Source organism: Actinomadura sp. WMMB 499, from assembly GCF_008824145.1.
In the GTDB taxonomy this organism is placed as follows: domain Bacteria; phylum Actinomycetota; class Actinomycetes; order Streptosporangiales; family Streptosporangiaceae; genus Spirillospora.
Genome location: NZ_CP044407.1, coordinates 8,710,338 through 8,724,699 on the forward strand (window position 1 = coordinate 8,710,338; position 14,362 = coordinate 8,724,699).

A 14,362-nucleotide genomic window follows, 5' to 3' on the forward strand; every position below is an offset into this window, starting at 1 on the left:
GGCGGGTACCGGACACCACTGGGTTTCCTTATCCGGGCCTTGTCTCCCGGCCGCTGTCCGCGGCCTCCAGGCCGCATCTGTACTCTACGTTGCCGAGCGCCGCGGAGCCCGAATCACACTCTGCCGGTCAATGGCCGGTAACGACACCGCATCCGTGCACGTAGTCTTCGTGTTACGGTCTGTTCCTGTTGTGGCGGAGGCCCTGTTCTCCCCGACCCGGAGGTGCGGTGCGGCCCCGGCGCGCGGCTCTTCTGGCCGGGCGGTCGGCCAGTCTGTCACGATAACCAGACCGGGGTAGTGGACGCTTCGAACGAGGGACGACAGTTGGATCGGCAGACGGCGTCGGCCACCTTCCCGTCCGCCGCGGCGGCCGTTGCGGACGCGCGCCGCTTCGTCCGGAAGGTGCTCGCCGACTGGGGCATGGACGAGATCTCCGACGACGCGATCCTGGCGACCAGCGAGCTGGCCACCAACGCGATCGCCTACGCCGGGACCTCCTTCGAGGTCACTTGCCGGCTGGAGGGCGCCGACGTCGAGATCGAGGTCCGCGACCGGCACCCCACCCGCGGCATCGAGATGCCGGGCGTCACCGCCTCCAGCGGCCGAGGCCTCCCGTCCATCGCCACCCTCGCCGACTCGTGGGGCGTCTCCTATGACCGCCGCACCAAGGGCGTGTGGTTCCGCCTCCCGCGTCCGGGCGCCGAGGCCGAGGCCGAGCAGGGGCACGCGGACGAGCGGACGAGCGCCGCGGACGACACGGACGACACGGGCGGCCACGAGACGGAGCGCGGCCCCGAGCGCGCCGGGAGCGCGCACGCCGGGAGCGCGGCGCCGGCCGGAGCCGCTACGGCCGGCGAAACCGCGGTTCTGCCCGACGGCATCACCGCGGACCGGCCCGCCCCGTCCCAGAACGGTGCGGGAGCCCTGCGCGAGCGCCTGCGCGAACGCGCCGCCGCGCAGGCCCCCGAGGCCGACCCGGCGGCCGACGCCGCGCGGGCCGTGGACGCGCGCGTCGCCGGCGAGGGCGCCGGAGAGGTGCCGGCGGACGGCGCCCGCCTGCTGCGCTCCCCGGCGGCCGTCGAGTCCATGCAGGACGGGGTCGCCGCCGTCCGGGAGATGCTCGGTGCCGAGGGCTCCGCCATCCTGCTGACCGAGCGCGACGGGCGGTTCATCATGGGCGCCTCCAGCGGCACCGCCGCGGAGCTGCCCCTGGGCGAGCTGTCGGTCGCCGGGCTCGCCCCCGCCGTCCGCGCCGGATCCCACTGGGTCGCCGCGGACGCCGCCGACCCGATCGCCGTCGCCCTGCGGGCCCGCTCGGTCACGGCGGCGCCGCTGGAATCCCAGGGCCGCCTCACCGGGCTGCTCGTCGCCGTCTCCTCGTCCGCCGGCGGCTTCACCGAGAGCGACGCCGTCCGGACCGGCCGCCTCGCCGAGGAACTGTCGCTGTCCCTGGAGAAGGCCAGGGTCGGGGAACTGGAACGGTCCTGGCGCGGCTGGCTCAGCTTCGTCGCCGAAGCCAGCGACCTGCTCGCCGGCACCCTCGACCAGGAACGCACGATGGCGCTCGTCGCGCAGCTCGTCGTGCCCCGGCTCGCGACCTGGTGCGCCGTCTACACCGACGCCGAGGCCGAGCCCGCCCGGCTCGCCTACGTCTGGCACGCCGACGAGAACCTCGCCGACGGCCTGCGCGCCCTCCTCGACCAGGCCGGGCCCGCCCCGGCCACGGACGCCCCCGGCCCCTGGCACGGCTTCGCCGACGCGCCCGCCGACGTCCGCGCCGCCGCCGGCGACACCGCCGCCGACCAGGTCTACGCGTTCCCGCTCATCGCCCGGGGGCGGCGCACCGGCACCATCGTCATCGGCCGCCCCGCCGGGGACCGTTTCGCCCGCAGCGCCATCGAACTCGCCGAGGAGCTCAGCCGCCGCGCGGCGCTCGCCGTCGACAACGCGCGCCTGTTCTCCGCCCAGACCGCGATGAGCAGCGCGTTGCAGCGCAGCCTCCTGCCGCCCGCGATCCCCGAGATCCCCGGCCTCGAGGTCGCCGTGGTGTACGAGCCCGCGGGGGAGGGCAGCGAGGTCGGCGGCGACTTCTACGACGTCTTCGAGAGCGGCCCCGGGACCGGCGGCCCCGCGCTGGAGGAGAACGCGCCCGGACGCTGGCGGTTCGCGATCGGCGACGTGTGCGGCACCGGACCGGAGGCCGCCGCCGTCACCGGTCTGGCCCGGCACGCGCTGCGGATCCTCGCCGCCGAGGAGATGTCCGTCCCCGACGTGCTCGGCCGGCTCAACCGCCTCATCCTCGGCGAGGGGGAGCGCGGGCGGCTGCTCACCCTGCTGCACGGCGAGATCACCGCCCGCCGCGCCCGCGACGGCGTGACCATCCGGCTGTCCAGCGCCGGGCACCCGCCGCCGCTGATCCTCGACCCGCGCGGCGACGTGCGCGAAGCCGCCTCCGCGCAGCCGTTGCTGGGGGTGTTCGACGATGTCGACTTCACTACCGATACGGTCGAACTCCGTCGCGGGGAGGTGCTGCTGTGCGTGACCGACGGCGTCACCGAACGGCGTTCCGGCGGACGGCTGCTCGGTGACGGCAACGGGCTCGAGCGGCTGCTGGCCGGCTGCACGGGGCTCAGCGCGGGAGCCGTCGCCGCCCGCATCCAGCGTGCGGTGCGCGACTTCGGCCCCGAGCCGTCGAACGACGACGTTGCCCTGATAGTTCTGCGGGCGTCATGATGGAGACCAACGATCGGTAAGGTGGGGTGGCGTGGGGCTTGCCTTGCACACGACTCGACAGGACGGCCGCGCGACGATCACGGCGCGCGGTTCCATCGACCTGAACTCCTCGGACGAGCTGCGCTCTCGGCTGACCGAGCTCGTCGACGCGGGCGAGCGGGCGGTCGTGGTCGATCTCACCGCGGTCGACTTCTGCGACTCGTCCGGCCTCAACGTTCTCGTCCGCGCGTACAAGCACGCGCGCGCAGAACGCCAAGCTCACCGTCACGGGCGCCTACGGCCGGGTCGAGAACGTGCTGCGCACCACCGGCCTCGACCGGTTCCTCATGGAGGACGCGGCGGAGGAGACGGCGTCCGACGGCGGACGCTGACCGGTGCACCGCGGACGGCGCATCGCAGACCGGCACACGGGAGTTCGGGACATGACGGAGCGGGACCCGATGCAGAACGGCGAGCGGGCGGAGTGACCGACCCGATGACCGAGACCACGCTGCGCGCGGCGCCGCAGACCGAGGCGGTCGAGTACGCGCGCCGCCTCGCCGCCCGCACGATGCGCACCTGGGCCCTCATGGAACGCGAGGAGCTCGTGACCGCGATCGTGGCCGAGCTGGTGGCCAACGCCGTCCGGCACGCGGGGACGGCGCTGGAGCTGCGCCTGCTGCGCGGCACCGGCCGCGTCCGCGTCGAGGTCCGCGACCGCGCCGCCCAGCTGCCCCGCCTCACCGTCCCCGGCCCGCTGGACGAGTCGCACCGGGGCCTCTTCATCGTCGACCGCTTCGCCACCTCCTGGGGGGCCGACCCGGTCACCGGCGGGAAGGTCGTCTGGGCCGAGGTCAGCATCTGACGGGCGGCGCCCCGAGCCCGGAGGTCCGGGCGTCCGCCGTCCGCACATCCGTCCGCAACGGCAATGCCCGGCCGTTCCCGGGGAACGGCCGGGCACGCGCCCGCTTCGTCCTCAGACGGACTTGCGGTACAACTCCGCCACCATGAACGCCAGGTCCAGCGACTGCCCGCGGTTCAGGCGCGGGTCGCAGGCCGTCTCGTACCGCTGGTGCAGATCCTCCTCCACCAGCCCGTGCCCGCCGCCGACGCACTCGGTGACGTCGTCGCCGGTGAACTCGATGTGGATCCCGCCGGGATGGGTGCCGAGCGCCCGGTGCACCTCGAAGAAGCCCGCGACCTCGTCCAGGACGTCGTCCAGCCGGCGCGTCTTGTGCCCGCTCGGCGCCTCGAACGTGTTGCCGTGCATCGGGTCGCACACCCACGCCACCGGCGCGCCGCTCCGGTGCACCTTCTCGATCAGCGGCGGCAGCGCGTCCCTGATCTTGCCCGCGCCCATCCGGGTGACGAACGTCAGCCGGCCCGGCTCGCCGTCCGGGTTCAGCCTGTCGATCAGCGCCAGCGCGTCGTCGGCCGTCGTCGTCGGCCCCAGCTTCACCCCGATCGGGTTGCTGATGTGCCGCAAGAACTCCACGTGCGCCCCGTCCAGCTGCCGGGTCCGCTCACCGATCCACAGGAAGTGCGCAGACACGTCGTAGGGGTGGCCGCTCAGGCTGTCGATCCGGGTCAGCGCCCGCTCGTACTCGAGCAGCAGCGCCTCGTGGCTGGAGTAGAACTCCACGCTGTGGAACTCGTCGGGGTTCACCCCGCACGCCTTCATGAACGTCAGCGCTCGGTCGATCTCGCCCGCCAGCCGCTCGTAACTGCGTCCCGCGGGGCTCTGCTGGACGAAGTCGCGGTTCCAGGTGTGCACCTGCCGAAGGTCGGCGTACCCGCCCTTGGTGAACGCCCGGCACAGGTTCAGCGTCACCGCCGAGCAGTGGTAGGCCTTCAGCAGCCGCTGCGGATCGTTGCGGCGCGACTCGGCGTCGAACGCGAGCCCGTTGACGGCGTCCCCCCGGTACGCGGGCAGCTCCACGCCGTCGCGCGCCTCGACGGGCTTGGACCGCGGCTTGGCGTACTGCCCCGCCATCCGGCCGATCTTCACGACCGGGACGCTGGCGGCGTAGGTGAGCACGACCGCCATCTGCAGCAGGGTCTTCAGCTTGTTCTTGACGGCGTCGGCGTTCGCCCCGTCGAACGTCTCCGCGCAGTCGCCGCCCTGCAGGACGAACGCCTCCCCGCGCGCCACGTCCGCGAGCCGGTCCTTCAGCTGGTCGCACTCACCGGCGAAGACGAGCGGGGGCTGTGCGGCGAGCTCGGCGGCGACCGCCCGGACCTCGTCCGGATCGTCCCATTCGGGTTGCTGGAGAGCGGGGAGGGTGCGCCATGCGTCCAGATCCCCGGAGGCGGTGGAAGTACTCACGATTAAAGGCTATGGCACGGTCCGGCGCGGCGGTGCCATAGCCCGAGACGGACGGCGCCGAGCAGCCCGCAACACGAACCGGGCGGCCCCTTCGCGGGACCGCCCGGCGGTGAAGTGATCGGACCGTCGCGCGGGGGGTTCTCGGCCGCCGCTCACGCGGCACGGCTGCCGGCGCCGGCCCGGACGGGTCCGTCCGCCGCGGGCTGCGCGCCCGCCAAAGCCCGGCGTCCGCTCAGGTCGGTCTCGCTCGCCAGCTGCCGCAGGCGCCGCAGCGACCGGTCCGTGATCTGCCGGACCCGGTTGTGACTCAGGCCGTAGCGGGCGCCGATCTGCGCGTACGACATCGGCTGGCCGCTGTCCATCCCGAAACGGGCCCGCAGGATCGCGGCCTCCCGCTCCGGCAGCCGGTCCAGCAGCCGGCCGAGGCCCTCGACGTCGTCCAGCGCGAGGATCTCCGCTTCGGGCGTCACGGCGTCGGGGTCCTCCAGCAGGTCGCCCATCGGCGTCTCGCCGGCATCGTCGACGGTCGCGTCCAGGCTCGCCGGATCCCGCCGCCAGCGCAGCAGTTCGTCCACGTGCTCGGCGTCGGCCCCCACGGCCCCGGCGAGTTCCTCCCGGGTCGGTTCGCGGCCCAGCTCGCGGCCCAGCTGCCGCTCGGCGCGCCGCAGCCGGGAAAGCTCCTCCTCCACGTGGACGGGCAGCCGGATCGTGCGGGCCGTGTGACTCAGCCCGCGCCCGATCGCCTGCCTGATCCACCACGTCGCGTACGTGGAGAACTTGAAACCGCGGCGGTAGTCGAACTTCTCCACCGCCCGCATCAGTCCCAGGTTCCCCTCCTGGATGAGGTCGATGAGGGGCAACGAGTCGGTCGGGTACTTGCGGGCGATCGAGACCACGAGGCGCAGATTGGCCTCGACGAAGCGCTGCTTGGCGTGCAGCCCCGCCGCGGTCAGCTCCTCCAGCTCCTCGCGGGACGCGCCCTCGGGCACGTTCCCCTCCTCGAGGAGCTGTTCGGCGTACAGGCCTCCTTCGATCGCCTTCGCCAGATCGACCTCCTCCTCCGCGTCGAGCAGGGGGGTTCGGCCGATCCGGTCGAGGTACGCCCCGACAAGGTCCTTGTCGGTGACGTCGACCCTGTCGCCCTTAGTACGGGTTGCAGCCATCCTGACCCTTCTCCGGTGCGATCTCCCTATGGGGACAACGCTAATTACCGCTCTGTGATTCCCGGCGGGGAATACTCCGGGGCTGTACGCCGCTCTACGGACCTGATACCCCGACTGAGGAGAAACCGACATGGCGACCGTGAACCTCACCGCGGACAACTTCGACGAGGTGGCCCAGGGCGACGGGATCGTGCTGGTCGACTTCTGGGCGTCCTGGTGCGGGCCCTGCCGCCAGTTCGCGCCCGTGTACGAGAAGTCGTCGGGCAAGCACGACGACATCGTCTTCGGGAAGGTCGACACCGAGGCCCAGCCCGAACTGTCCGAGCGGTTCCGCATCGCCTCCATCCCCACGCTCATGGCCATCCGCGACGGCGTGATCGTCTTCGCGGAGCCCGGAGCACTGCCCGAGCCCGTCCTGGAGAACGTGATCGAACAGGTCCGCGGGCTCGACATGGACGACGTCCGCGACCGCATGCAGTCCTGACGCGTCCGATCCCCGCCACCATGACGATGGGACGGCGGGACGCGCCAGGGAGTTCCGTTCCGTCCTCGCCCTCGATGGGAACGGGTGACGAGGCGGGGTGCTCGCCGGGTGACGGAACGGGGACACTTGACCGAATCCGCGGCGGCACGATGGCAAAGAAGCCGCCGCGCCGCCCGATCCGCCCGGTGCATGGACGATGATGGACGGATGCTCGTCGATGTCGTGCCATACCTGGTGTGCCCCGTGTGCGGAGCGGACCTCGCGATGGCGGAAGGCCGGCTGCACTGCCCGTCCGGACACGCCTTCGACATCGCGCGGCAGGGGTATGCGAACCTCCTCCCGGGCAACGCCCGTCCCGGGACCGCGGACACCCCGGAGATGGTGCGGGCCCGCGCCGCGTTCCTCGCCGCCGGCCACTTCGCACCGGTCGTCGACCGGCTCGCCCAGCGGGTCGCCGCTGCCCTGAGCGGGCGGGGCTGCGTGCTGGACGCAGGGGCGGGCACCGGCTACTACCTGAGCCGCGTCCTCGACCGGACCCCCGGCGCCGTCGGCCTCGCGGTGGACATCTCCAAACACGCCGCCCGGCGCGCGGCGAAGGCCCATCGACGGGCCGGCGCCGTCGTCGCCGACCTGTGGCGGCCGCTCCCGGTGCGGGACGCGGCGGCCGACGCCGTCGTCAATGTCTTCGCCCCGCGCAACGCCGCCGAGTTCCACCGCGTCCTGCGTCCCGAGGGGCCGCTGTTCGCAGTGACCCCCTCACCGGGGCATCTCGGACCGCTCGTCGAGCCGCTCGGACTGATCTCGATCGACGAGCGCAAGATCGAACGCACCGACGCCGCGCTGGCCGGATACTTCAAACCGGACGGACGCGAGCCCCTGGAGGCGGAGGCCGTCCTCACCCACGAAGAGATCACCACGCTCGTGGGGATGGGCCCGAGCGCGCATCATGTGCCGGAGGGCACGCTCCGGGAGCGGCTCGAGCGGCTAGCCGATCCGCTCAGGGTGCCCCTCTCCTTCGTCCTGTCCGCCTACCGGCGACTTGAATAGCCGCACGGGCGCGGTACCGGCGAACGTGACCGACACCTGCGGAACCTCGCCCGGCTCCAACTCCAGCAGTTCCGGGAGGTGGGGGAGACCCCGCTTGCCGTACGCGAACGACGTGGAGACGGCGCGCACCGTCCCGGCGAGCGTCACCCGTTGAAGCGCCTGTCCCGCCCGCAGCCACTCCGCGGCCGAGTCGCCGCGCGTCGTCAGCAGCGCCCGCCGGACACCGTCGCCGGGCCCGGCCGGCAGGACGTGGAGCCGCGCGCCCTCCAGTCGTGCCGCCTCCCCGAGTTCGTTGACGACGGCCGCGGACGGCCTGTCACCCGGGATCGGGGAGGTGAGGGGCCGGAGCGTCGCCGCGTAGAGCAGCCGTTCGTCGCGGGTCACGCGATGCCGTCCCACGAGCCGGACGGTCGCCAGGAGCGTCGGCCGCTCGACGTCGGGCAGCAGCCGGACGACCGCCGCGTGCCCGAGCTGCGCGGCCGCGAGCCGCAGGTTCACCAGGGCGGCGCCGCTGCCGAGGTGGAGCCCGCGTCCGCCCGGGTCGTCCGTCGGGCGGAACCTGCCGCGATCGGCGTGCACCTCGATCAGCCCGGGTACGACCCTCAGCCGCCATGCGTGCACGTCGTGCACGGTCGGCCCCATGGTCGCCGCGACCACGAGGCGCTCGGCGGAAGCGCGGACTCCGACGGACCTGCTCACGAGGCGTTCCTCCTCACTCCGGACGGTTCCACTCCGGCCGGACCGCGGGCCCGCACCACCGGCCGGCCGACCGGCGGAACGGCGAGCGCGGGGACACGGGCCTGCGACGGTACCGCAACGGTGACCTCGCGCACATAGGTTGTGAACTGGGGTTATAACGAGAAGAAATGGACTTCGGATAACGTTGCGCGGCCGAGTGGCCCGAGAGTCTGATTTGACGGTACGACAGGTGCGCTCTACTGTTCCTCATGCCCCGAGGGGATGCAGGACGCCGAGAGGCGGTCGGCCCCAGGGTAAGCCGGGTCCCGGAAAACGGTTCGAGTCACGCTCGAGCTGATGTACGATGACCAGGCAAGCCCAGAACGGGATGCAGGACGCCGACACGGTGGCCGGCCCGGAGGGCGCTCTCGCGAGACGATCAAGCGAACTTCGTGTTCGCGGCATCGCCGTGAGGGATGGACGAACTTCCGTCGGACGAATCGATCTCGATCGGTCCGTTTGACACCGGAGGTGAGTCTGGTAAGTTAGAAGGGTTGCCCCGGAGCGAGACCGACGAAAGTCCGGTCGAGCGCGGTGGGTGTCCGTTTCTTGAGAACTCAACAGCGTGTTAAAAGCCAGTGCCTTTATCGATCTGGCCGGCAGGCCGGATCACCCCGTGGCTTCTGGTGCCTTCTCTTTGGGGAGGTGCGAGGGGCTGGGGATTTCTTTGAGGCAAGCATCCGTATGGATGCATTGCTGGGATTGTTTCCAAGGTTTGGCTCGTCTCGGGTTCGCCCCCGGGGTGGGTCGTGATGGACCTTAATGGAGAGTTTGATCCTGGCTCAGGACGAACGCTGGCGGCGTGCTTAACACATGCAAGTCGAGCGGAAAGGCCCCTTCGGGGGTACTCGAGCGGCGAACGGGTGAGTAACACGTGAGCAACCTGCCCCTGACTCTGGGATAAGCCCGGGAAACCAGGTCTAATACCGGATGCGACCATCCTGCTCCTGCAGCGGTGGTGGAAAGATTTATCGGTCAGGGATGGGCTCGCGGCCTATCAGCTTGTTGGTGGGGTAACGGCCTACCAAGGCGACGACGGGTAACCGGCCTGAGAGGGCGACCGGTCACACTGGGACTGAGACACGGCCCAGACTCCTACGGGAGGCAGCAGTGGGGAATATTGCGCAATGGGCGGAAGCCTGACGCAGCGACGCCGCGTGAGGGATGACGGCCTTCGGGTTGTAAACCTCTTTCAGCAGGGACGAAGCTAACGTGACGGTACCTGCAGAAGAAGCGCCGGCTAACTACGTGCCAGCAGCCGCGGTAATACGTAGGGCGCAAGCGTTGTCCGGAATTATTGGGCGTAAAGAGCTCGTAGGCGGTTTGTCGCGTCTGTCGTGAAAGCCCACGGCTTAACCGTGGGTCTGCGGTGGATACGGGCAGACTAGAGGCAGGTAGGGGAGAATGGAATTCCCGGTGTAGCGGTGAAATGCGCAGATATCGGGAGGAACACCGGTGGCGAAGGCGGTTCTCTGGGCCTGTACTGACGCTGAGGAGCGAAAGCGTGGGGAGCGAACAGGATTAGATACCCTGGTAGTCCACGCCGTAAACGTTGGGCGCTAGGTGTGGGGTTCTTCCACGGATTCCGCGCCGTAGCTAACGCATTAAGCGCCCCGCCTGGGGAGTACGGCCGCAAGGCTAAAACTCAAAGGAATTGACGGGGGCCCGCACAAGCGGCGGAGCATGTTGCTTAATTCGACGCAACGCGAAGAACCTTACCAAGGCTTGACATCGCCGGAAATCCATCAGAGATGGTGGGTCCTTTTTGGGCCGGTGACAGGTGGTGCATGGCTGTCGTCAGCTCGTGTCGTGAGATGTTGGGTTAAGTCCCGCAACGAGCGCAACCCTCGTTCCATGTTGCCAGCACGTTATGGTGGGGACTCATGGGAGACCGCCGGGGTCAACTCGGAGGAAGGTGGGGATGACGTCAAGTCATCATGCCCCTTATGTCTTGGGCTGCAAACATGCTACAATGGCCGGTACAGAGGGCTGCGATACCGTGAGGTGGAGCGAATCCCTTAAAGCCGGTCTCAGTTCGGATCGAAGTCTGCAACTCGACTTCGTGAAGTCGGAGTCGCTAGTAATCGCAGATCAGCAACGCTGCGGTGAATACGTTCCCGGGCCTTGTACACACCGCCCGTCACGTCACGAAAGTCGGCAACACCCGAAGCCCGTGGCCCAACCTTTTTGGGGGGAGCGGTCGAAGGTGGGGCCGGCGATTGGGACGAAGTCGTAACAAGGTAGCCGTACCGGAAGGTGCGGCTGGATCACCTCCTTTCTAAGGAGCACACAACTGGCTCGGATCGACCCCTGCTTGCGGGGGTGTTCGGGTCGGTGGCCATCGTCGGCGGCGAGTGTTCGCCGGGTGGCTGCTCATAGATGTGGAGCACTGGTTATTCATCAGGTCGTGTGTGCGGCTCGGTCAGTACCGCCCTTCGGGGAGTGGGAACGACGAGCTCGGGTGCGCGGGCTGATGGACACGCTGTTGGGTCCTGAGGGAACGGGCGCGAGCCCGGGCACCTCTGGATCGCGGGACCAGATCCCATGTCCCTTAACGGGGATGTGGGGTTTGGTGGGCCCGGTTGTTTTTTGAGAACTGCACAGTGGACGCGAGCATCTCTGGTGAGGTTGGAATCCGTTCGGGTTTCGATCTCATCTGCGATTTGTTTTGATCGTTTTGTGTGTTCAAGTTTTTAAGGGCATACGGTGGATGCCTTGGCATCAGGAGCCGATGAAGGACGTGGGAGCCTGCGATATGCCTCGGGGAGTCGGCAACCAGACTTTGATCCGGGGATTTCCGAATGGGGAAACCTGGCACCCGTCATGGGGTGTCGCCGCCGTCTGAATGTATAGGGCGGCTGGTGGGAACGCGGGGAAGTGAAACATCTCAGTACCCGCAGGAAGAGAAAACAATAGTGATTCCGTGAGTAGTGGTGAGCGAAAGCGGATCAGCCTAAACCGTGCGCGTGTGATACTTGGTAGGGGTTGCGTGTGCGGGGTTGTGGGACCATCCTGCTGGATCTACCAGTCCGGCGAGAAGTTACAAACTGCTCGGGTAGTCGAATGGCATGGGAAGGCCGACCGTAGACGGTGAGAGTCCGGTAGACGAAACTTGAGTGGCTTCTGGGTGTGTTCCCGAGTAGCACGGGGCCCGTGAAATCCTGTGTGAATCTGCCACGACCACGTGGTAAGGCTGAATACTTCCTGGTGACCGATAGCGGACCAGTACCGTGAGGGAAAGGTGAAAAGTGCCCCGGTGAGGGGTCGTGAAATAGTACCTGAAACCGTGTGCCTACAAGCCGTCAGAGCCTCTTCATGAGCCTTGTGTTTGTGTGGGTGATGGCGTGCCTTTTGAAGAATGAGCCTGCGAGTTATGGTGTGTGGCGAGGTTAACCGGTGGCGGGTAGCCGTAGCGAAAGCGAGTCTGAATAGGGCGTTTGAGTCGCATGCTGTAGACCCGAAGCGGGGTGATCTAGCCATGGGCAGGGTGAAGCGCCGGTAAGACGGTGTGGAGGCCCGAACCCACCAGGGTTGAAAACCTGGGGGATGACCTGTGGTTAGGGGTGAAAGGCCAATCAAACTCCGTGATAGCTGGTTCTCCCCGAAATGCATTTAGGTGCAGCGTCGCGTGTTTCTTGCCGGAGGTAGAGCTACTGGATGGCTGATGGGCCCTACAAGGTTACTGACGTCAGCCAAACTCCGAATGCCGGTAAGTGAGAGCGTGGCAGTGAGACTGCGGGGGATAAGCTTCGTAGTCGAGAGGGAAACAGCCCAGATCATCGGCTAAGGCCCCTAAGCGTGTGCTAAGTGGTAAAGGATGTGGAGTTGCCGTGACAACCAGGAGGTTGGCTTAGAAGCAGCCATCCTTGAAAGAGTGCGTAATAGCTCACTGGTCAAGTGATTCCGCGCCGACAATGTAGCGGGGCTCAAGCACACCGCCGAAGCCGTGGCATTCCGAGCTTTTGTTCGGGGTGGGTAGGGGAGCGTCCTGCAGCCGGTGAAGCCGCCGAGTGATCGAGTGGTGGAGGCTGTGGGAGTGAGAATGCAGGCATGAGTAGCGAATCACGCGTGAGAAACGTGTGCGCCGGATGACCAAGGGTTCCTGGGGCAGGCTAATCCGCCCAGGGTAAGTCGGGACCTAAGGCGAGGCCGACAGGCGTAGTCGATGGACAACGGGTTGATATTCCCGTACCCGCTGGTATGCGCCAACGCTGAATCCTCTGATGCTAACCATCCGATCCGCCATCTGTTTCCTTCGGGAGACGATGGTTGGGGAGCGTGGGACCCGAGGGGGTAGTAGGTGAGTGATGGGGTGACGCAGGAGGGTAGCTCAGCCCAGGCGATGGTTGTCCTGGGGTAAGCATGTAGCCCGCGCCATAGGCAAATCCGTGGCGCATTGAGGGTGAGATGTGATGCCGAGCCGTTTTAGGTGAAGTGAGTGATCCCATGCTGCCGAGAAAAGCCTCTAGCGAGTGTATCGGCGGCCCGTACCCTAAACCGACTCAGGTGGTCAGGTAGAGAATACCAAGGCGATCGGGTGAACTGTGGTTAAGGAACTCGGCAAATTGCCCCCGTAACTTTGGGAGAAGGGGGGCCATGCCTGGTGATCATCCTTGCGGTGGGAGCTGGGTGTGGTCGCAGAGGCCAGGGGGAAGCGACTGTTTACTAAAAACACAGGTCCGTGCGAAGTCGTAAGACGCGGTATACGGACTGACGCCTGCCCGGTGCCGGAACGTTAAGAGGACCGGTTAGATCCTTTTGGGGTCGAAGCTGAGAATCTAAGCGCCGGTAAACGGCGGTGGTAACTATAACCATCCTAAGGTAGCGAAATTCCTTGTCGGGTAAGTTCCGACCTGCACGAATGGCGTAACGACTTCCCCGCTGTCTCAACCACAGGCCCGGCGAAATTGCAGTACGAGTAAAGATGCTCGTTTCGCGCAGCAGGACGGAAAGACCCCGGGACCTTCACTATAGCTTGGCATTGGCGCTTGGAGCGTCTTGTGTAGGATAGGTGGGAGACTGTGAAGCTCGGACGCCAGTTCGGGTGGAGTCGTTGGTGAAATACCACTCTGGTCGTTTTGAGCGTCTAACCCGCACCCGTGGATCCGGGTGGGGGACAGTGCCTGGTGGGTAGTTTAACTGGGGCGGTTGCCTCCTAAAGTGTAACGGAGGCGCCCAAAGGTTCCCTCAGCCTGGTTGGCAATCAGGTGGCGAGTGCAAGGGCACAAGGGAGCTTGACTGTGAGACGGACGTGTCGAGCAGGTGCGAAAGCAGGGCCTAGTGATCCGGCACCTACGTGTGGAAGTGGTGTCGCTCAACGGCTAAAAGGTACCCCGGGGATAACAGGCTGATCTTCCCCAAGAGTCCATATCGACGGGATGGTTTGGCACCTCGATGTCGGCTCGTCGCATCCTGGGGCTGGAGTAGGTCCCAAGGGTTGGGCTGTTCGCCCATTAAAGCGGCACGCGAGCTGGGTTTAGAACGTCGCGAGACAGTTCGGTCCCTATCCGCTGCGCGCGTAGGAGAATTGTGAGGGTCTGTCCCTAGTACGAGAGGACCGGGACGGACGGACCTCTGGTGTGCCAGTTGTCCTGCCAGGGGCATGGCTGGTTGGCTACGTTCGGTTGGGATAACCGCTGAAAGCATCTAAGCGGGAAGCCTTCCTCGAGATGAGTTCTCCCTTCCACCTTCGGGTGGGGTAAGGCCCCCGAGAGACGATCGGGTTGATAGGCCGGGGATGGAAGCGCGGTAACGTGTGGAGTCGACCGGTACTAATAGGCCGAGTGGCTTGAACACACTGAACGTTCAAAGCATCTCGCTGTGTGTTTGTTCGCGTCCCTGTGTGGTTCCCTTGAAGCAAACGGGAACCCGTGTTGTTAAGTGAATATTGTT

7 protein-coding genes, 2 rRNA genes and 1 pseudogene are annotated in these 14,362 nt (G+C 67.3%); 7 read left to right on the forward strand and 3 right to left on the reverse strand.

What is annotated here, in order from left to right:
* The first annotated feature begins 324 nt into the window (after window positions 1-324).
* The 3 genes and pseudogenes from F7P10_RS43675 to F7P10_RS39775 all read left to right on the forward strand — a co-directional run bounded on the left by F7P10_RS43675 (window position 325) and on the right by F7P10_RS39775 (window position 3,577).
* The gene (locus F7P10_RS43675; protein ID WP_254716256.1) at window positions 325-2,733 is read left to right on the forward strand and encodes a SpoIIE family protein phosphatase; all 2,409 of its coding nucleotides are present in this window, start codon (window positions 325-327) and stop codon (window positions 2,731-2,733) included.
* Between the two features lie 31 nt (window positions 2,734-2,764).
* Window positions 2,765-2,929 (forward strand): annotated as a pseudogene (locus tag F7P10_RS44925) (STAS domain-containing protein); the annotation flags it as partial.
* A 279-nt stretch (window positions 2,930-3,208) separates the two neighbouring features.
* Window positions 3,209-3,577: an ATP-binding protein gene (locus tag F7P10_RS39775; protein WP_067469847.1), complete on the forward strand. Its 369-nt coding sequence runs from the start codon at window positions 3,209-3,211 to the stop codon at window positions 3,575-3,577.
* A 111-nt stretch (window positions 3,578-3,688) separates the two neighbouring features.
* On the opposite strand, the gene F7P10_RS39780 is transcribed toward F7P10_RS39775, so the two are convergent.
* Complete coding sequence (locus F7P10_RS39780) at window positions 3,689-5,038, reverse strand: class II 3-deoxy-7-phosphoheptulonate synthase (protein WP_218040284.1); 1,350 nt, start codon at window positions 5,036-5,038, stop codon at window positions 3,689-3,691.
* 152 nt (window positions 5,039-5,190) lie between these two features.
* Complete coding sequence (locus tag F7P10_RS39785; protein ID WP_151017153.1) at window positions 5,191-6,201, reverse strand: RNA polymerase sigma factor RpoD/SigA; 1,011 nt, start codon at window positions 6,199-6,201, stop codon at window positions 5,191-5,193.
* Window positions 6,202-6,331: 130 nt separating this feature from the next.
* Here F7P10_RS39785 and trxA point away from each other — a divergent pair, with 130 nt between their 5' ends.
* Both trxA and F7P10_RS39795 read left to right on the forward strand, forming a co-directional pair.
* Window positions 6,332-6,685: a thioredoxin gene (gene trxA / locus F7P10_RS39790; protein WP_151017154.1), complete on the forward strand. Its 354-nt coding sequence runs from the start codon at window positions 6,332-6,334 to the stop codon at window positions 6,683-6,685.
* A gap of 207 nt (window positions 6,686-6,892) precedes the next feature.
* Entirely contained in the window at window positions 6,893-7,732 is an 840-nt protein-coding gene (locus F7P10_RS39795; protein ID WP_151017155.1) for a putative RNA methyltransferase, read from the forward strand.
* On the opposite strand, the gene F7P10_RS39800 is transcribed toward F7P10_RS39795, so the two are convergent.
* Window positions 7,670-8,431, reverse strand: a complete 762-nt coding sequence (locus F7P10_RS39800; RefSeq protein ID WP_254716257.1) for a hypothetical protein — start codon at window positions 8,429-8,431, stop codon at window positions 7,670-7,672. The genes F7P10_RS39795 and F7P10_RS39800 overlap by 63 nt on opposite strands.
* A gap of 798 nt (window positions 8,432-9,229) precedes the next feature.
* On the opposite strand from F7P10_RS39800, the gene F7P10_RS39805 reads away from it, so the two are divergent.
* Window positions 9,230-10,748, forward strand: a 16S ribosomal RNA gene (locus F7P10_RS39805).
* Between the two features lie 405 nt (window positions 10,749-11,153).
* Window positions 11,154-14,266: ribosomal RNA gene (locus F7P10_RS39810) — 23S ribosomal RNA — on the forward strand.
* Together the 16S and 23S rRNA genes form the textbook arrangement of a ribosomal RNA operon.
* The last annotated feature ends 96 nt before the right edge of the window (window positions 14,267-14,362 follow it).